General features: G+C 72.8%; 8 protein-coding genes and 23 pseudogenes. 4 read left to right on the top strand and 27 right to left on the bottom strand.

The window, feature by feature from the left end; translation table 11 throughout:
- Window positions 1-470: 470 nt before the first annotated feature.
- Window positions 471-1,192, top strand: a pseudogene (locus UK94_RS22430) (phytoene/squalene synthase family protein); the annotation flags it as partial.
- Between the two features lies 1 nt (window position 1,193).
- Window positions 1,194-1,469 (top strand): squalene/phytoene synthase family protein (locus UK94_RS62105; RefSeq protein ID WP_235489225.1); only part of this gene is annotated, 276 nt, incomplete at its 5' end.
- Here UK94_RS62105 and serS read toward each other — a convergent pair.
- From serS to UK94_RS74695, 3 genes and pseudogenes are all read right to left on the bottom strand, one after another.
- Window positions 1,442-2,229 (bottom strand): annotated as a pseudogene (gene serS / locus UK94_RS62100) (serine--tRNA ligase); the annotation flags it as partial. The gene UK94_RS62105 and the pseudogene serS sit on opposite strands and share 28 nt — an antisense overlap.
- A 1-nt stretch (window position 2,230) precedes the next feature.
- Window positions 2,231-2,663, bottom strand: a pseudogene (locus UK94_RS62095) (serine--tRNA ligase); the annotation flags it as partial.
- 1 nt (window position 2,664) lies between these two features.
- Window positions 2,665-2,740, bottom strand: a 76-nt coding sequence (locus tag UK94_RS74695) for a hypothetical protein (RefSeq protein WP_268761558.1), incomplete at its 3' end; no start/stop codon positions are given.
- 208 nt (window positions 2,741-2,948) lie between these two features.
- On the opposite strand from UK94_RS74695, the gene UK94_RS22420 reads away from it, so the two are divergent.
- The gene (locus tag UK94_RS22420) at window positions 2,949-3,797 is read left to right on the top strand and encodes a peptidylprolyl isomerase (protein ID WP_041939064.1); all 849 of its coding nucleotides are present in this window, start codon (window positions 2,949-2,951) and stop codon (window positions 3,795-3,797) included.
- A 29-nt stretch (window positions 3,798-3,826) separates the two neighbouring features.
- On the opposite strand, the pseudogene UK94_RS62090 reads toward UK94_RS22420, so the two are convergent.
- The 4 genes and pseudogenes from UK94_RS62090 to UK94_RS62075 form a co-directional block, all read right to left on the bottom strand.
- A pseudogene (locus UK94_RS62090) lies at window positions 3,827-4,443 on the bottom strand (ATP-dependent helicase); the annotation flags it as partial.
- 63 nt (window positions 4,444-4,506) lie between these two features.
- Window positions 4,507-4,901, bottom strand: a pseudogene (locus UK94_RS62085) (ATP-dependent helicase); the annotation flags it as partial.
- 1 nt (window position 4,902) lies between these two features.
- Window positions 4,903-5,346: pseudogene (locus UK94_RS62080) on the bottom strand (DEAD/DEAH box helicase family protein); the annotation flags it as partial.
- Window position 5,347: 1 nt separating this feature from the next.
- On the bottom strand, window positions 5,348-5,617 hold a 270-nt coding region (locus tag UK94_RS62075), incomplete at its 3' end, for a DEAD/DEAH box helicase family protein (protein WP_235489222.1).
- Window positions 5,618-5,785: 168 nt separating this feature from the next.
- Here UK94_RS62075 and UK94_RS22410 point away from each other — a divergent pair.
- Entirely contained in the window at window positions 5,786-7,297 is a 1,512-nt protein-coding gene (locus UK94_RS22410) for a helix-turn-helix transcriptional regulator (RefSeq protein ID WP_041939063.1), read from the top strand.
- Between the two features lie 105 nt (window positions 7,298-7,402).
- Here UK94_RS22410 and cutA (UK94_RS62070) read toward each other — a convergent pair.
- From cutA (UK94_RS62070) to yajC, 20 genes and pseudogenes are all read right to left on the bottom strand, one after another.
- Window positions 7,403-7,584, bottom strand: a pseudogene (gene cutA, locus UK94_RS62070) (divalent cation tolerance protein CutA); the annotation flags it as partial.
- Window position 7,585: 1 nt separating this feature from the next.
- On the bottom strand, window positions 7,586-7,744 hold a 159-nt coding region (gene cutA / locus UK94_RS62065; RefSeq protein ID WP_235489252.1), incomplete at its 3' end, for a divalent cation tolerance protein CutA.
- Window positions 7,745-8,042: 298 nt separating this feature from the next.
- Window positions 8,043-8,991, bottom strand: a pseudogene (locus tag UK94_RS62060) (TGS domain-containing protein); the annotation flags it as partial.
- A 1-nt stretch (window position 8,992) separates the two neighbouring features.
- Window positions 8,993-9,062: pseudogene (locus UK94_RS62055) on the bottom strand (hypothetical protein); the annotation flags it as partial.
- Between the two features lies 1 nt (window position 9,063).
- Window positions 9,064-9,432, bottom strand: a pseudogene (locus UK94_RS62050) ((p)ppGpp synthetase); the annotation flags it as partial.
- Window position 9,433: 1 nt separating this feature from the next.
- A pseudogene (locus UK94_RS62045) lies at window positions 9,434-10,029 on the bottom strand (HD domain-containing protein); the annotation flags it as partial.
- Window position 10,030: 1 nt separating this feature from the next.
- A pseudogene (locus UK94_RS62040) lies at window positions 10,031-10,331 on the bottom strand ((p)ppGpp synthetase); the annotation flags it as partial.
- 18 nt (window positions 10,332-10,349) lie between these two features.
- Window positions 10,350-10,604 (bottom strand): annotated as a pseudogene (locus UK94_RS62035) (ACT domain-containing protein); the annotation flags it as partial.
- A gap of 1 nt (window position 10,605) precedes the next feature.
- Window positions 10,606-11,764: pseudogene (locus UK94_RS62030) on the bottom strand (TGS domain-containing protein); the annotation flags it as partial.
- 1 nt (window position 11,765) lies between these two features.
- A pseudogene (locus tag UK94_RS62025) lies at window positions 11,766-11,934 on the bottom strand (hypothetical protein); the annotation flags it as partial.
- Window position 11,935: 1 nt separating this feature from the next.
- Window positions 11,936-12,932 (bottom strand): HD domain-containing protein (locus UK94_RS62020; protein WP_235489220.1); only part of this gene is annotated, 997 nt, incomplete at its 3' end.
- Between the two features lie 82 nt (window positions 12,933-13,014).
- Window positions 13,015-13,277 (bottom strand): annotated as a pseudogene (locus UK94_RS62015) (phosphoribosyltransferase family protein); the annotation flags it as partial.
- A 1-nt stretch (window position 13,278) separates the two neighbouring features.
- Window positions 13,279-13,457, bottom strand: a pseudogene (locus UK94_RS62010) (adenine phosphoribosyltransferase); the annotation flags it as partial.
- Window position 13,458: 1 nt separating this feature from the next.
- A pseudogene (locus UK94_RS62005) lies at window positions 13,459-13,584 on the bottom strand (adenine phosphoribosyltransferase); the annotation flags it as partial.
- A 111-nt stretch (window positions 13,585-13,695) separates the two neighbouring features.
- Window positions 13,696-14,713: pseudogene (gene secF, locus UK94_RS22385) on the bottom strand (protein translocase subunit SecF); the annotation flags it as partial.
- A gap of 1 nt (window position 14,714) precedes the next feature.
- Window positions 14,715-14,949, bottom strand: a pseudogene (locus UK94_RS62000) (protein translocase subunit SecF); the annotation flags it as partial.
- Between the two features lie 3 nt (window positions 14,950-14,952).
- A pseudogene (locus tag UK94_RS61995) lies at window positions 14,953-15,639 on the bottom strand (MMPL family transporter); the annotation flags it as partial.
- Window position 15,640: 1 nt separating this feature from the next.
- Window positions 15,641-15,879, bottom strand: a pseudogene (locus UK94_RS61990) (protein translocase subunit SecD); the annotation flags it as partial.
- Between the two features lies 1 nt (window position 15,880).
- A pseudogene (locus tag UK94_RS61985) lies at window positions 15,881-16,753 on the bottom strand (protein translocase subunit SecD); the annotation flags it as partial.
- Between the two features lie 476 nt (window positions 16,754-17,229).
- A partial coding sequence (gene yajC / locus UK94_RS22375) for a preprotein translocase subunit YajC (RefSeq protein WP_235489218.1) occupies window positions 17,230-17,589 on the bottom strand: 360 nt, incomplete at its 3' end.
- Window positions 17,590-17,661: the final 72 nt, after the last annotated feature.

Here is a 17,661-nt window from a genome sequence, read left to right as displayed (position 1 = left end):
ACCCACCACCGACAAAAACCCAACCCAAGATCAACCATGGCGGGGTGCGACGCCGGAAGCCCACACCCGGCGGCGCAGCCGAAACCCCAGCCGACCCCGAACCCAGAATATGATCATGGTGTTCCGCGGAACCGCCCGCACCGCCGGACCGCAGGCCGGACCCCGCCGATCATGTCCGGAGCAGAGTCCCGCCCCGGCAGCAACACCGGCACCGCACGGGCGTGGAGCCCGCGGCGGGACGCGAAACCAGCAGAAAAACATCATGGTCCGCGGAACGGAACCCATCCGGTGCCAGAACCGCGCCCCGCCCTGACCTCGACACCAGGAAACGATCATGGTGTTCCGCGGAACAGCCGCGACCCGACTCCGACAGTCGATCATGATGTTCGGAGATTTAGGACCGGGGGCCCAACCCGATCCTGGATGCGACGTTGACAGGGCCTACCGTCAGTACCGTTAGGCTGAATGCCGTGGGGGAGCTCGACGCGGCCGGGATCACCGATCCCCGGTTGCGCGCGTCGTATGCACGAGCCCGCGCCCTCAACGCCGCCCACGGGCGCACCTACTACCTGGCGACCCTGCTGCTGCCGCCGTGGAAGCGGGCGCACGTACATGCCCTGTACGGCTTCGCCCGCCACGCCGACGACATCGTCGACGACCTCGACTCGGCGCTGACCGGCGACGAGCGGGCCGTCCGGCTGCAGGCCTGGAGTGGCCGCTTCCTCGCCGCGCTGCGCGACGGCGTGCCCGCCCACGCCGTCGACGCCCAGGTCTCGGGCGAGGACGGCGGTCAGAACGGGGCGGCGAGCGAGGTGTCGGTGCTGCCGGCGGTCGTCGACACGATCCGTCGCTTCGCGCTCGACCCCGACCACTTCGCCGCGTTCCTGTCCTCGATGGCGATGGACCTGACCGTCACCGGGTACGCGACATGGGAGGACCTGCTGGTCTACATGCACGGCTCAGCCGCGGTCATCGGCCTGCAGATGGTGCCGCTGCTCGAACCGGTCGACGACAGCGCGCTGCCCTACGCGCGCGACCTCGGCCTGGCCTTCCAGCACGCCAACTTCATCCGGGACGTCGGGGAGGACCTGCGCCGCGGGCGGGTGTACCTGCCGCAGACGTCGCTGGCGCTGTTCGGCGTCACCCGGGAGCATCTGGCCGCCGGGGTCGTCGACGGGCCGGTCCGCCGGCTNCTGGCGTTCGAGATCAGCCGGGCCCGGGAGCTGTTCCGGGCGGCGGCGCCCGGTATCCGACTGCTGCACCCCACCTCGCGGGACTGCATGCGCACCGCATTCGTCCTCTACCGGGAGATCCTCGATGAGGTGGAGCGGGCCGACTACCGGGTGCTGGAACGCCGGGTGGCCGTCGGGCTGCCGCGGCGCCTCGCGGTGGCCGGGCCGGCCCTGGTCCGGGCCGCCCGGGAGCGCCGCCGCGGCGGCGCTCAGATCAGCTCGCGCCCACCCAGGTAGGGCCGCAGCACCTCGGGGACGCGCACCGCGCCGTCCGCGGTCTGGAAGTTCTCCAGCAGCGCCGCCAGCAGTCGGGGGGTGGCCACCGCGGTGTTGTTCAGTGTGTGGGCGAAGCGGATCGTGCCGTCGGGGTCTCGGTAGCGCAGGTTCGCCCGGCGGGCCTGCCAGTCGTGCAGCGTGGAGCAGCTGTGCGTCTCCCGGAAGCGCCCCAGCGACGGAAACCAGGTGTTGATGTCGTTCATCCGGAACTTGCCGACGCCCATGTCCCCGGTGGCGCACTCGACGACCTCGTAGCACAGCCCGAGGTCGGACAGGATCCGCTCGGCGGTGGCGAGCAGCTCGGCGTGCCAGCGGGCCGACTCGGCCTCGTCTGCGGCGCACAGGACGAACTGCTCGACCTTCTCGAACTGGTGCACGCGCAGCAGGCCGCGGACGTCCCGGCTGGCGCTGCCGATCTCCCGGCGGAAGCACGGCGAGATCCCGGCGTAGCGGATCGGCAGGCGGGCGGCGTCGAGGATCTCCCCCGCATGCAGGCCCACGAGGGCCACCTCGGCGGTTCCGGCCAGGTACAGGTCGTCCTCGGGGATCGCGTAGATCTCCTCCCGGGCCTTCGGCAGCATCCCCGTGCCGATCAGCGGCTCCTCGCGGACGAGCGCGGGAACCGCCACCGGGGTGAACTCCCGGCCGCGCAGCAGGTCCAGCGCGTAGGAGTGCACCGCCCGCTCCAGCATCACCATGTCGCCGACGAGCGCGTAGGCCCNCTCGCCGGCGACCTTGCGGGCGCGGGCGAACTCGGCCCAGCCGCGCTTTTCGGCGAGCTCGGTGTGGTCGAGCGGGGTGAAGTCGAACTCCGGGGGCGTGCCGACGGTGCGCAGCACCACGTTGGCCGCCTCGTCCGGCCCCACCGGCGCCCCCGACCAGGGGATGTTCGGCGTCAGCAGCATCAGCTCGGACAATCGCGCACCCGTGCGGGCGAGCTGCTCGCGCAGGTCCTTGAGCTGGGCGTCGAACGCCTCGTGCTCGACGCGCAGCTCGGCCCGGCGGGCCTCGTCGGCCTTGGCGAACTGCTTGGCGAAGCTCTTGCGCCGGGCCTGCGCCTCGTCCACCTCGAACTGCAACTTGCGATTGTTCTGGTCGAGCTGGAGTAGTTCGTCGACATCCAGGTCAATGCCCTTGACCGCGACCGCGTCCCGCNCGGCCTGCGGATTCTCCCGGATAAAACGCTTATCGAGCATGAATCGCGTCAGCCCCTGATCGGTACCGCACCTCACCTTGCGGCAACGCTACCAGCCACCGCCGACGCCTCCGGCGCACAGCGGGCGCACAGGCGGCTTCGGCATGCTCGCCACAGGTGCGCTGCCCAGCCGGGCGCCGCCCAACGGTTACGGTGCACAGACCACATGTGTCCACCGCCGCGGGACGGACGGGACGCAACAGCGAGGAACCTGCCAGGTTCGGGATGTGAGGAGGCCGGCGACGGTGGCCAGTTCCAAGGAGCGACGGCAGCGCGAGCTCGCCGAGGCTCGCGCGGCCCGGCAGGCGCAGCGACGGCGGGTCGCCCATCGCCGCCGCCAGCAGCGACTCGCGATCGTGGCCGGCTTCGTGACGATCGTGGTCGCGGCGTCGGCGATCGCCGCGATCCTGCTCACCGGCAAGGACGACAAGTCCGACGTCACCGCCGCCGACGCGGCCAGCACCGCGGCCCCCAGCGCCGCCGCGGCGGCCACCAGCAAGGTCGGCGCCTGCACGTACACCGCCAACGGGGAGACCCCGGCCCGCGGCGCCACCCTGCCGAAGGCGGCGGCCACCGTCGACACCTCCCCGGCCACCATGACCATCACCACCGACGCCGGGACGATGACGGCGAGCCTGGACGCACAGAAGGCGCCGTGCACCGTCCACGCGCTGCGCACGCTCGCCGACGCCAAGTACTACGACAACACGCTGTGCCACCGGCAGACCGGCGGTGCCGAGGCGGGCATCTCCGTGCTGCAGTGCGGCGACCCGACGGGCACCGGCAGCGGCAGCCCCGGCTACGGGTACGCCAACGAGAACACCGAGGGCGTCACCTACGACCGCGGGGTGCTCGCGATGGCGCACAGCTCCGCGCCGAACAGCAACGGCAGCCAGTTCTTCATCAACTACGCCAACCCGACGCAGCAGGGGGCGGCGGCGCTGGCCGGCGGCTACACCGTCTTCGGCAAGATCACCACGGGGCTGGACGTCCTCGACAAGCTCACCAAGCCCGGCGTGCAGGGCGGCGGCTCCGACGGCGCCCCGGCCAGCAAGGCGAAGATCCTGTCGATCGCCATCTCCCAGGGCGGCTGACGCGGCGGCTGGGCCGGCCCGGGCAGCCGTCAGCCGGCCCAGCGGCGGATCGTGTCGATGCGGGCCTGCAACTGCGCGGCGCTGGCCTGCCCGCTCGGCGGACCACCGCAGGACCGGCGCAGCTCGGCGTGAATCATTCCATGCGGCTTGCCGGTGCGGTGGAAGTGCGCCCCGACCAGCCGGTTGAGCTCCTTGCGCAGCTCGGCGATGACCTCGTGGACCGGTCGGGTCGTCGGCTGCGCACCGTCGCGGGCCGCCGGCACCTCGGGCTCGGGCTGCCCGGCCGCCCGGGCGGCGGCCCCGCGGCGCGCGGCCGCCTGCTGGGCGGCCTCCCGCTGGCGCAGCAGGGTCGCGACCTGGTCCGGCTCCAGCAGGCCCGGCAGGCCGAGGAAGTCCTCCTCCTCCACCGAACCGGGCGCCGCGGGAGTACCGAACTCGCCGCCGTCGAAGATCACCCGATCGAGGTGGGCCGACGAGCCCAGCGCCGTGAACAGCGTGTCGGGCTGGTCGGGGGTGTCCCTGCGCCGGTTGGCCTCGCGCAGCGCGTCGTCGTCGAAGGCGTCGGGGTCGCGCGGCTGCTTCTCCAGCGCGTGGTCGCGCTGGATCTCCATCTCCCCGGCGAGGGCGAGCAGGGTGGGCACGCTCGNCAGGAACACCGAGGCGGTCTCCCCCCGACCCCGACCCCGGACGAACCGACCGACGGCCTGGNCGAAGAACAGCGGCGTCGAGGCCGAGGTCGCGTAGACCCCGACGGCGAGGCGGGGCACGTCGACACCCTCGCTCACCATCCGCACCGCCACCATCCACCGGTCCGCGGACTCCCGGAAGTTGGCGATCTTCGCCGACGCGGTCGGGTCGTCGGACAGGATGAGCACCGGCGACGTGCCGGTGATCCGGGCCAGCAGCCCCGCGTAGGCCCGCGCGGCGGCGTGGTCGGTGGCGATGACCAGCCCGGCGGCGTCGGGCATGCCGCCGGCGCGCACCTGCGACAGCCTGGTGTCCGCCGAGGCGAGCACGGCCGGCATCCAGTCCCCGCCCGGGTCCAGGGCGGTGCGCCAGGCGGCGGCGGTCTGCTCGCCCGTCAGCGGTTCGCCGAGCCGGGCCNACAGCTCGGCGCCGGCGCTGGTCCGCCAGGACATCTCGCCGGAGTAGGCGAGGAAGAGCACCGGGCGCACGACGCCGTCGCGCAGGGCCTCGGCGTAGCCGTAGGAGGAGTCGGAGATGCTGCGCAGGACGCCGTCGGGTCCCGGCAGGTAGGTGACGAACGGGATCGGGTTGACGTCGGAGCGGAACGGCGTCCCGGTCAGGGCGAGGCGTCGCGCCGCGGGAGTGAACGCCTCCCGGGTCGCCTCGCCCCAGGACAACGCGTCGCCCGCGTGATGGATCTCGTCGAGGATGACCAGGGTGCGCCGGGCGGCGGTCCGCGCCCGGTGCAGCGCCGGGTGGGCCGCGACCTGGGCGTAGGTCACCGCGACGCCGGTGTAGTCGGACGACGTCGCGCCGGCGGAGTTGCGGAAGTCCGGGTCGAGGTCCACCCCGACCTCCGCGGNGGCGACCGCCCACTGCCGCTTGAGATGCTCGGTGGGCGCGACGACCGTGATCCGGCTGATCTCGCCGGTGCCCAGCAGGTCGGTGGCGACCTGCAGGGCGAAGGTGGTCTTGCCGGCGCCCGGCGTCGCCACCGCGAGGAAGTCCCGGGCCCCGGACGACGAGCGGGACCGGTAGACGTCGAGGGCCGCCCGCTGCCACGCGCGCAGCGGACGGCTCGGGGCACCGGATCCGGGCGGTCGAGGACGTCGGTCGAGGGGTCCGGCTCTCACGCCCTCACTCTAGAAGGCGACGCCCGTCGGCGGAACGCAGGCCACCCGCGCGCCGGGAAGACCACATTTTTGCCCTAGCTGGTCTCGAAGGGACCACAGTGACTATGACCGTCTTATCTCACAGAGGGTTAAGCTCCAGGAGTCAACCGATTGACTTCGGAGGCCCCGATGCAGCTCACGACCGGTCCCTCGGCAGCTTCCCGGGCACCTGCGGCCTCCGGACCATCACCTGACGTGTCGAAGTCCAGCCGTGCGCCCGCGACCCGCACACCGAACGCCCGACTACGGCTGAGCCGGGAGGAGCGGGGCTGGTCGCAGGAACGCCTTGCCACCGAGATCCGGCGCTTCTCCGTCATCCACGAGGGTCGCGAGGCCGGGGTGACCGGAAACATGATCTGTAAGTGGGAGAAGGGCGACAAGAAACCGAGCCTGCGTTATCAGCGGCTGTTGCGGGCTCTATTCGGCCGATCTTCGGTGGAACTGGGTTTCGTGGACGACGAGACGCTTCCCTCCGTCGCCGGAGCAATGCGGACGGGAATGGGTCGGGGTATCGCCCCGGCCGGGCCCGGCGGTCCGCAGCAGGCCGGCCGCGAGGTGGTACCCGGCGGAACGTTGGTCCTGCAGGCGGACGCCGAAGTGATCGACCCGAATGGCATTCCCGTGGAGCGGCGCGACTTTCTGCGGCTGTTCGCCGCGGCGGGTGGCGTCGCGGTGGTGCCGATCGCCGCGGCCGCGGACACCACCCCGCCCTGGGAGCGGCTGTCCTCGGCGCTGCGCCGGCGGGCGAGCGTCACCCCGGAGCTCGCCGAGGAGCTGGGGCAGCGCACCGCGGGCCTGTACGGCCTGGAGGAGCGCGTTCCCGCCCGGATCCTCATGCAGCGGGTCACCGACCACCTCGGGCGGCTCACCCAGCTGCTGGAGTCGACGAACCGCACGCCGGTGCGCCGCGACCTGACCTCCACCGCCGGCGAGACCGCGGCGCTGGCGGGCTGGCTGGCCTTCGACATGAACGACCTGCCCGCCGCGGTGGCGTACTACCGGGTGGCCATCGAGGCCGCCCGCGAGGCCGACGACAACGCGCTGTGGGCGTGCGTGCTCGGCTACGAGAGCTATCAGACCGCCAGCCAGGGCCGTCACGACCAGGCGTGCGTGCTGCTCGGCGAGGCCCAGCGACGCGCGGCGACGGGCAGCACCGTCATGACCCGGGCGTGGCTGGCCGCCCGCGAGGCCGAGGAGCAGGCGGCGCGGGGCGAGGGCCGGGCGGCGCTGGCCGCGCTCGACCGCGCGCAGGAGGCCTTCGAGCGGGGCGAGAGCGACGGCGACCGGGTCTGGACCCAGTTCTTCGACCGGGGCCGGCTGGACGGGCTCAAGGTCACCACCTACACCCGGCTGCGCCGACCGGCGGCGGCCTACGCGGCGGCCACCGAGGCCCTGCGGGCCACGGCGCCGGGCGCCACGAAGAAGCGGTCGCTGCTGATGAGCGACATCGCCGAGGTCCACATCCAGCGACGGGAGATCGAGGCGGCCTGCCACTTCGCCGCCGAGGCGCTGTCGATCGTGGCCCAGACGGACTTCTCCCTGGGCCTGGCCCGGGTCCGGCGGACCCGGGAGCACCTGCGGCCCTGGCAGCACACCCAGGCCGTGCGGGACCTCGACGACCAGCTACGCGTGCTGGTCTGAGCGCGGCTCCCCGGGTCCGACGCCGCCGGCCGGAGACGTCACCGCCGCCGACATGACGTCCGGTCGCCGCCCCGGCCCCGCCAGAGTCGGGGCGGCGACCGGACGTCAGCTCCGCACGGCGGGCGCGGTCTCCGCACTGATCCACTGCAGATAGTCGGCGTGGCCCGCAACTATCGGCGTGGCAATGATCTCGGGATTCTCGTACGGGTGCAGGACGACCAGCCGCTCGCGTAGCTCGTCGAATCGCTCGGTGGTGGTTTTCGCGAGACAGAGCCATTCCTCGGCCTNCTCGATCTCACCCTTCCAGCGGTAGATGCTGCTCATCGGGCCGATCACCTGGAAACAGGCGACCAGGCGCGCCTCCACGAGCGCACGGCCGACACGCTCGGCGCCTTCCCGGGAGTCGATACTCACGATGACCTGAAGGTGACCCACGCGCACTCCCATCTGGAAACGAGGGATACGCGAGATACTCTACATCGATCAGTGGCGGTCGCCGTTGAATTTACGGCGCCCGGAAGGGTGGCGGGTATTCTCCCGGCGACAATCCACCCTTATCGGCCCGGATGGGGCAGTTTTAGGCACCTTCCGTTTACCACCGGTGGATGCGGAGGGCACTTTCCGGGGTGGAATCGCCACGCTGCGCGCCGGTATCGGTGGCGGTTCTCGCCGACCGGGCCCCCTTCGACGGTCGGGTCGGCGGGTCGTGCCCGTACGGGGTCGCCCGACCCGGCCGCGGCTCGGGTCAGGTGGCGGCGCGGGCGGGCGGGTCGACGGTCGGCGACGCCTGGGACTGACACACGCGGTAGCAGTCGTACACGCCACCCACCCGGCGGACCGCCGAGAGCACGCTGTCGAGCTGCTCGGGCCCGGTGACCTCGATGGTGAAGCGGGCGTGGGCGACGCGGTCCTCGGAGGTGGTCGTCGACGCGGCCCGGACCGACACCGACGTCTCGGACAGGACCTCGGTGATGTCGGCCAGCAGGCCGTAACGGTCGAACGCCTCGACCGCGATCTCGGCGGGAAAAATCTGGACATCGGGAGCGGACCACGCGGTCACCACGACCCGTTCCCGGTCGGCACTCGCCTCGGCGGCGTTGCCGCACTCGCGCCGGTGCAGCGACACAGCGCTGCCATGGGTCGTGAAGCCGACGACGGCGTCACCGGGCAGCGGCAGGCAACATCGGGCCAGCCGGACGGGCATGCTCGCGCCCGACCCGTCGTCGGCCACGGCGGCGAGGCTGGGCACCCCGCGCCGGGCCAGCTGCCGCGCCGGTGCCGCGGAGGTGCCGCCCGCAGCGCCCCCCGGACCGCCGCCAGGGTCGCCGGTCGGGCCGCCGCGGGCGCCGGCGTCCGTCCCGGCCGCCGGGCCGGACTGCTCCGGTCCCTCGGGCAGGCCGGGGCCGGCAGCGGCGTCCCGGCGCTGCCGGGCAAGCCGGCGGCGGATGCGCACGCGGGCCCGCGAGGTCTTCACGAACCGCAGCCAGTCCTCCGACGGCCCGGCACCGGGCAGGTTGGAGGTCAGGATCTCGACGACGTCACCGTTGCGCAGCCGGGTGTGCAGCGGGACGAGCCGCCCGTTGACCCGGGCGCCGATCGCCCGGTGACCGATGTCGGTGTGCACGGCGTAGGCGACGTCGACGGGCGACGACCGGGGCGGCAGGGCGATCATCCGCCCCTTGGGGGTGAAGGCGNGCACCTCGTCGGAGTCCAGATCGGACGACAGCGACTCCAGGAACTCGTCGGAGTCGATCGTGTCCTCCTGNCAGTCCAGCAGGCTGTGCAGCCAGGACAGGCCCTCCAGCCGGGCGCCGTCGGCGCCGGGGCCGACCGGGCGCGCGACGATGCCGGTCTCCGCCAGCCGGTGCATCGCCGGGGTCCGGATCTGGATGTCGATGCTGCGCCCGGTGTCGTCGACGACGGTGGTGTGCAGCGACTGGTACATGTTGAACTTCGGCGTCGCCACGAAGTCCCGCAGCCGGCCCGGCACCGGGCGCCACAGCGCGTGAATCACCCCGAGGGCGGCGTAGCAGTCAGTCACCTCGTCGACGAGCACGAGGACGCGGACGATGTCGGTGTAGTCCTGCGGGGCGCGGGCCCGTTCCTGCCCCCGCTTGTAGATCGAGAACAGGTGGNTGGCGCGGACGGAGACCTCGCTGTCGATGCGGGCGCCCGCCAGGCCCGCCCGCAGCCGCGCGACCAGGCCCGCAAGCGAACCCGACGCCTGCTCCGCGGCGGTGAACTCGTCCACGATCCGGGCGGTGCGCGCATGCTCGGCCGGATGGAGCACGGCGAACGCCCGGTCCTCCAGCTCCCGTTTGATCACGCTGACGCCCAGCCGGTGGGCCAGCGGCGCCAGGATCTCCAACGTGACCCGGGAGATCTTCACCTGCTTGGGTGGGGACATGAAGTCGAGGGTGCGCATGTTGTGCAGCCGGTCGGCGATCTTGATAACGAGAACCCGGTAGTCCTGGGCGAGCGCCACGATCAGCTTGCGCAGCGTCTCGGCCTCGGCCGCCTCACCGAAGCGCATCTTGTCCAGCTTGGTGACCCCGTCGACGAGGTTGGCGACCTCGCCGCCGAACTCCTCGACGACCGAGTCGAGGGTGTAGCCGGTGTCCTCGACGGTGTCGTGCAGCAGGGCCGCGATCAGCGTGGTCGTGTCCACTCCGAGCTCGGCGAGGGCCTCGCAGACGGCGAGCGGGTGGCTGATGTACGGGTCCCCGCTGCGGNGCATCTGGCCGGCGTGCAGCCGCTCGGCGACCCCGTAGGCGTGCACGAGGGCGCCGATGTCGGCCCGCGGGTGGTAGTCGCGGTGGGCCTCGACGATGTCCCGCAGCTCGGGGGGCACCTGCGACATGCGCGGCGTGGCCATCCGGCGGGCCAGGTGCGCCAGGCGCACGCTCGCCTGCCGCGCCGCCGACAGGGCCCGGGAGGCGTCGTCGGAGGAGTCGCCCCGGGAGTCGGCCCGGGACAGCGCCGGGGTCAGTCCGCCGCCCGCCGGCAGACCCGCACCTACGGTCTCAGCATCCACGGCGCCCCCTTTGTCCCGCTAGACCTGTATGCCTGAGGTGACGCGAAAACAGTCGTAGACCCCGTCGATGGATCGCACGGCACTCAGGATGTGCCCGAGATGCTTGGCATCCCCCATCTCGAAGGTGAAGCGGCTGACCGCGACGGAGTCCCTGGTGGTGGCCACCGACGCGGACAGGATGTTCACGTGCCGGTCGGAGAGCACCCGGGTGACGTCCGAGAGCAGCTTGGTCCGGTCCTGCGCCTCGACCTGGATCACGACGAGGAACACCGANCCCGACGACGGCGCCCACTCGACCTCGACGAGCCGGTCGTGCGGCCCGCCGCGCAGCCCGGTGAGGTTGGAGCAGTCGGTCCGGTGGACGGACACGCCCTTACCCCGGGTGACGAAGCCGGCGATGTCGTCGCCGGGCATCGGGGTGCAGCAGCGCGCAAGCTTCGTCCACACGTCCGGTGCCCCGGTAACCAGCACGCCCGGCTCCCCGGTGGAGCGGCGCAGCGTGCGGATCGGCAGCTCGGTCTCGCCGGCGTCCTCCTCGGCGCCCTCAGGGCCACCGAGCGCCACCAGCAGCTTCGAGACGACCGACGGGGCGCTGACGTGGTTCTCCCCTACCGCCGCGTACAGCGCGGCGACGTCGGCGTAGCGCAGGTCCTTGGCCAGGTTGAGCAGCGCGTCGCCGTTCATCAGCCGGGACAGCGGCAGCCCGTGGCGGCGCATGGCCCGGCCGATCGCGTCGCGGCCGGCGACGATCGCGTCCTCGCGGCGCTCACGGGCGTGCCACTGGCGGATCTTCGCCCGGGCCCGCGAGGAGCGGACGAACATCAGCCAGTCCTCGCTGGGACCCGCCGAGTGCGCCCGCGAGGTGAAGACCTCGACGGTGTCGCCGTTGTCGAGCTCGGTGTCCAACGCCGCGAGCCGGCCGTTGATCCGCGCGCCGACGCAGTGGTGACCGACGTCGGTGTGCACCGCGTAGGCGAAGTCCACCGACGTCGACCCGGCGGGCAGCGGGATGACGTCGCCCTTCGGAGTGAACACGAAGACCTCGTCGGTCTCCGCGGCGAAGCGCAGGCTGTCGAGGAACTCCCCCGGGTCGGCGGTCTCGCGCTGCCAGTCCAGGACCTGGCGCAGCCAGCTCATGAGGTCCGGCTCGGGACTGCCGCGACGCCGCCCGGACCGGCCGCCGCCGCTGTCGACGGCGGCCGCCGACGGGCGGGCCGCGACGCCGTCCTCCTTGTACTTCCAGTGCGCGGCGATGCCGTACTCGGCCCGGTTGTGCATCGCGTGCGTGCGGATCTGCAGCTCGACCGGCTTGCCCTCGGGCCCGATGACCGTGGTGTGCAACGACTGGTACATGTTGAACTTGGGCATCGCGATGTAGTCCTTGAACCGGCCGGGGATCGGCTTCCAGTTCGCGTGGACGGTGCCCAGGGTGGNGTAGCAGTCGCGGACCGAGTCGACCAGGACGCGGATGCCGACCAGGTCGTAGATGTCGTCGAACGACCGGCCGCGCACGACCATCTTCTGGTAGATCGAGTAGTAGTGCTTGGGTCGGCCGGAGACGACCGCGCGGATCCGGGCGTCGCGCAGGCCGGCCTGCACCTGGNCGATCACCTCGGCGAGGTAGACGTCGCGGCTGGGCGCCCGGTCGGCGACGAGGCGGACGATCTCGTCGTAACGCTTCGGGTACAGCGCGGCGAACGCGAGGTCCTCCAGCTCCCACTTCAGCGAGTTCATCCCGAGCCGGTGGGCGAGCGGGGCGTAGACCTCCAGCGTCTCGCGGGCCTTGCGCTCCTGCTTGTGCTCGGGCAGGAAGCGCAGGGTGCGCATGTTGTGCAGCCGGTCGGCGAGCTTGACGACCAGGGCCCGCGGGTCGCGGGCCATCGCGACGACCATCCTGCGGATCGTCTCCGCCTGCGCCGCCTCGCCGACCTTGACCCGGTTGAGCTTGCTGACGGCGTCGACGATGAGGGCGATCTGGTCGCCGAAGGTCTCCCGGATCGCCTCGGCGGACAGGGAGGTCTCCTCCAGCGTGTCGTGCAGCAGCGCCGCGGACAGCGTCGGGGTGTCCATCCCGAGATCGGCGAGGATGCTCGCCACGGCGATCGGGTGGGTGATGTAGGGATGCCCGGAGAAGCGCACCTGGCCGGCGTGCGCGGCGTCGGCGACCTCGAAGGCCTGCTGGACCTGGTCGATGTCGGCCCGTGGGTGGTTCGCGAGCAGGCCGCGCAGCACTGGGTCAAGGGCCGACGAGGGAGTGGCCCGGTGCGTCGAGAGGCGCGACAGGCGCCCGCGCACCCGGCGCGGCAGGGGCGGCGACTCGTGGCCGAGGCGGGGAACGACCGGTGAGCCGTCATCCGGCGGCGCATCCGCCAGTGGCGGACCGGCCTGCCCGGCCGGTTCCCGGGCCGGGGCGGCCCCGCGCGGCTCCCGGCTCGCGGGCTGCGGGCCGGCCGGCTCGCGGACGGCCTCGTCACGGAGGGTGGGTCCGCGGTCCGGGCCAGACGGGGCAGGACGCGCACCATCAGCCGCCGTCCGTGGCTCCCTCGAGGGAGCCACGGCGGGCGACGACGCTCCGGTGGTCACCGGCGCTGCCTCTGGCACGGGCCGCTCCTGCGTGAGGACTAGACACCGAGCCTAACGCCGCGCCGCCCGGAAGCCTTCCGCAGGCCCGGCCGAGGGTAGGTCAAATCGTCAGAAGTGGGACGACATCCAGCGGAGCGACCCGTTCCCGCCCGGGCAGGAACGACAGCTCCATGAGGACCGCGAGGCCCACCACCTCGGCCCCCACGCCGGCCAGCAGGCCGTGCGCGGCGGCCGCCGTGCCGCCGGTCGCCAGCACGTCGTCGACCAGCAGCACCCGCTCGTCCGGGCGCACCGCGTCGGCGTGGATCTCGATGGTGGCGGTGCCGTACTCCAGGTCGTAGGTCGCGCTGCGGGTCGGGCCCGNCAGCTTGCCCTGCTTGCGGATGGGCACCAGGGCGGCGCCGAGCCGGTCGGCGACCGGCGCGGCCAGCAGGAAGCCGCGGGCCTCGATCCCCGCGATCGTGGTCGCGCCGCGCTCGCGGGCGACGTCCACCAGGGCCCCGACGACCACGCCGAAAGCGGCGGGCGTGGACAGCAGCGGGGNGATGTCCTTGAACACGACCCCGGGCTGCGGCCAGTCCTGGATGTCCCGGATGTGGCCACGCAACACGTCGGCGGCCGCGTCGCTCGCGGCGGACCGTCCGGGTGCCGCCTCGTCGATGCTCGTCATCGTCCTGCTCATCCCACTTTCGGGGCTAGTCCGCCAGATCCGTCCCCGGGCGCCGCAGGGCACGGGTACACCGCAGGGCGCGGGTACGCAGGTGTGTCCCTGACGCCCGGTTCACCGACGCTTCTTACCGCTCGGCCGCCCCCGCCGGCCGGGTTTGCGGCCACCGGCGCGTCGCGCGGCACCCGCCGTGGGGGGTCGCCGGCCGGGCCCGCCGAGTCCCGCCCCGGCGGGAACCGGTTCGCGGGCACCGGGGCCGCCGGGCCGACCGACCGGATCGTCCGCCAGCGCGGCACCGCCCGCCGACAGGGCCGCGACCTCCCCCGATACCGGCTCGTCCGGCGCCGGCGAGCCCACCGGCGCCCCCGGGCCGGCCGCGGTCGACGCGACGGCGCGGGCACGCTTGCCCCGTTCCCGGGCGACCCGCGCATCGAGGGCCTGCACCGCCGGCTCACCCCGCTTGAGGTCGACCAGCAGGGGCGTGGCGAAGAACAGCGACGAGTAGGTGCCGGAGGCGATCCCGACGAACTGGGCGAGCGCGAGGTCCTTCAGCGTGCCCGCGCCCAGCAGCCCGGCGCCGACGAACAGCAGCGACGCCACCGGGATGAGGGCGATGAGGGACGTGTTCAGCGAACGGACCAGCGTCTCGTTCAGCGCGTCGTTCGTCGCCTCGGCATAGGTACGGCGGTGGGAGGTCGCCATCCCCGCGGTGTTCTCCCGCACCCGGTCGAACACCACCACCGTGTCATAGAGCGAGAAGCCCAGAATCGTCAGCACGGCGATCACCGTCGACGGCGTCACCTCGAACCCCACGAGGGAGTAGACGCCCATGGTGACGACGAGGTCGTGGATGAGCGCGGCCATCGCGGCCACCGCCATCTTCCACTCGAAGCGCACCGACAGGTAGATCATCACGAGCACCAGGAAGACGACCAGCCCCTGGATGGCCTTGCTGGTGATCGTCGAGCCCCACGAGGAGCCGACGGTGGACACGGCGATGTCGCGGTCCGGGTCGGTCACGGAGAACCGCTTGGCCAGCGCGTCGGTCAGCTTGTCGGTCTGGGCGTCGGTCAGGGTGGGGGTCTGCACCCGGAACTGCTTGGAGGTCTCGAGCTGCTGGACCACGCCGTCCNCCGGGTCGATGCCGACGCTGGAGAGGGTCTGCTCGACCTGTTCGACGGTGCCGCCGTGACTGGGTAGCTGGAAGACCGCGCCGCCGGAGAACTCGATGCCCAGGGTGAAGCCGCGGAAGATCATGCTCACGGCGCAGATCACGAGGATGACGCCGGAGACCGCGTACCAGACCCGGCGGCGGCCGACGAAATCGACGTGGAAGTCGCTGCGGTAGATCCGCCCGAGCAGTGCCATCTGTCAGCTCTCCCGCTTCTGCCCGGCCGGCGCCGGCCGCTTGGCCAGCCGCGGCCTGCTGGGGGCCGCGGCCGGTGGCCCGGCCGCGGCCCGACCACCGATCGTCTTCGGACTCAGGCCGGAGAACCGGCTGACGGAGAACAGTCTGCGCCGCACCAGCAGGGCCACCATCGGGCGGGTGAAGATGAACATGATCAGCACGTCACTCAACGTCGAGAGCCCGAGGGTGAACGCGAACCCGCGCACCGAGCCGATCGAGAGGATGTACAGCACGGCGGCGGCGAGGAACGAGACCGTGTCCGCCGAGAGCATCGTGCGCCGCGCGGCCGGCCAGGCCCGGTCGGCGGAGGCACGCACCGTCCGGCCGGCCTGCACCTCGTCCTTGATCCGTTCGAAGTAGACGACGAACGAGTCCGCCGTGACGCCGATCGACACGATCAGACCGGCGATGCCGGCGAGGGTCAGCGTGAAGCCGATCGCGGCGCCCAGCAGCACCACCGAGGCATAGATGATCGCCCCGCTGACGGCCAGCGAGGCGACCACCACGATGCCCAGCGCCCGGTAGTACAGGAACGAGTAGGCGACGACCAGCACCAGCCCGATGGCCCCGGCGAGCAGCCCGCCGCGCAGCGAGTCGCGGCCCAGAGTCGGCGAGATCGACTCGGCCTGAGAACGCTCGAACGCCAGCGGNAGCGCGCCGTAGCGCAGGACGTTGGCGAGGTCCTCAGCCTCGGACTGGCCGAAGGACCCGGAGATCTGCGCGGTCCCGGCGATGCGCTCGTTGGTCTGCGGCGCCGACTGCACCACGCCGTCGAGCACGATCGCGACCTGCTTGCCGATCGTCTTCTCGGTGAGCTTGGTGAACTTGTTCTGGCCGGAGCCGGTGAAGTCGACGTTGACCACCCACTGGCCGGTGGTGACGCCGGTGGTNCCGCCGCCGCCCTGCAGGCCGGCGGAGGCCGTCTTCACGTCGGTCCCGACGACGGACGCCGGCTTGAGCAGGTACTTGGTCGCCCCGTCCCGGTCGCACGCGGCGGTCCAGTCCTGGGGCCGGTCGGTGCTGACCGCCGCCCTGCGCACGTCGGTGGCCGCGCAGGTCAGCGCGTCGTACTGGGCGACCGCGGCGGCAGGCGGCGTGTCCGCGGCGGCGGCGGCGCCGGCGACGGGCGCCGGAGACGACGGCGCCGGGGACGCCGACGCGGCCGGAGCCGCGGAGGACGCCGCAGCAGGGGAGGCCGCGGCGGGAGAGGCCGGCGCGGGGGGAGCCGCCGAGGCCGCGGTGAGGACGCCGGCGGCGGTGACCGCCTTGCCCGTGCCTGCGGCCTTACCCGTGCTCGCGGCGAGCGCCACCGGCTGCGCGACCAGCCCGGAGCCATCCCCGAGCGCCACCGGCTTCGCGGCCGGCCGCGCGCCGTCGCCGAGAGCGGCCGGGCGGTTCGACGCCGAGGGGCTCGGCGCCACGGAGGGGGCCGCCGACGGCGTCGCGGGCGGTGTGCTCCCAGCCGCCGGCGACGGCGTCGCGCCGGACGCGGGGGTCGGTGCGGCCGTGCCGGCGGGGGTGCGCGAGGGGACCGTCTTCGCCGGCGTCGCCGCGGCGGCCTCGTAGACCTCCCGGAAGCGCAGCTCCGCGGTCTGCCCCACCAGGTCGACCACGTCGCTGCGACCGCGGCCGGGGACCGAGATCTCGATCTGGTTGCCGGTGCGGTGGACCTCGGACTCGGCCACGCCCAGCCCGTCGACGCGCTGGCGGATGATCTCCACCGCCTGGTCGACCGCGCCGGAGTCGACGCTGCTACCGGTGGTCNCCCGAGGCGTGAGGATCACGCTCGTGCCGCCCTGCAGGTCCAGCCCCAGCCGCGGGGTCCAGTTCCCGGTGGCGGCCATCAGGCTGTAGAGGACGACGAGCAGACCGCCGAGTACCCCCAGCCGGGTCCAGACGGAGCTTCCCGTGGATGNCCGTGCCGAGCCGCGTGCCACGTGCGAGTCCCTTCCTCACGCGCCGGAGGCCGGCGCTCGTTCGTCTCGCCGTTGCCCGGACCGGCGGTGCCCAACGTACCCGAACGAATGTCACCGAGGGTACGTTCCAAACCCCCGCTGGTGACGCTCCGGTGGTCCGTCGACCTGCTACAGCTCCTTGCGTGGCGGGTGGGGCACGCCCTTGCCCTCGCCGTCGGAACCGTCGGTCGCGGACGGCCCCCCGGCGCCCTCCTCGCCGACGGCGGTGCCCGCGCCGGGTGCCGTCCCCGGAGCCGTCTCGCCGGTGGCGATCGCGGAGTCGGNCGGACCGTCGTGCGCGGCGCCGTCCGCCGACCCGTCGTCGTGCGTCTCGTCGGCGTCCGGCGAGCTGATCACCCGGGCGATGGCGCTGCGGGTGAACCGGCAGACCACGTCGGGGGCGATCTCGAGCAGGACGTCGCCGTCCTCCAGCTCCACGACAGTCGCGTAGAGCCCGGCGGTGGTGATCACGAGGGTGCCGGGCAGGAGCTGGGACACCTGCTGCTGTTGAGCCTTGGCGCGGCGACGCTGCATCGAGAAGATGTAGACGACCGCCAGGACGAGAAGTAGCGGAATCAGGAAACCGCCGATGGAACTGCCGCCGTTACCGTCGGCTGCCGTCGCCGCCGTCACAAGTCCGCGCACGTCCTGCCCTCCTGATGTGTTGCGGCGATCGTACGTATCGAGCGGATGCCGCCGGTGGGCAGGGCCGTGGTG

The sequence above is a fragment of the Frankia sp. AvcI1 genome (assembly GCF_001420875.1).
Classification (GTDB): domain Bacteria; phylum Actinomycetota; class Actinomycetes; order Frankiales; family Frankiaceae; genus Frankia; species Frankia alni.
Note: the sequence above shows the minus strand (reverse complement) of the source record. Positions and strands in the feature narration are given on the sequence as shown.

Bases quoted from the DNA above. Each gene is read 5' to 3' on its own strand.
- UK94_RS22410 (WP_041939063.1), top strand. From the start codon at position 5,786: ATGCAGCTCACGACCGGTCCCTCGGCAGCTTCCCGGGCACCTGCGGCC.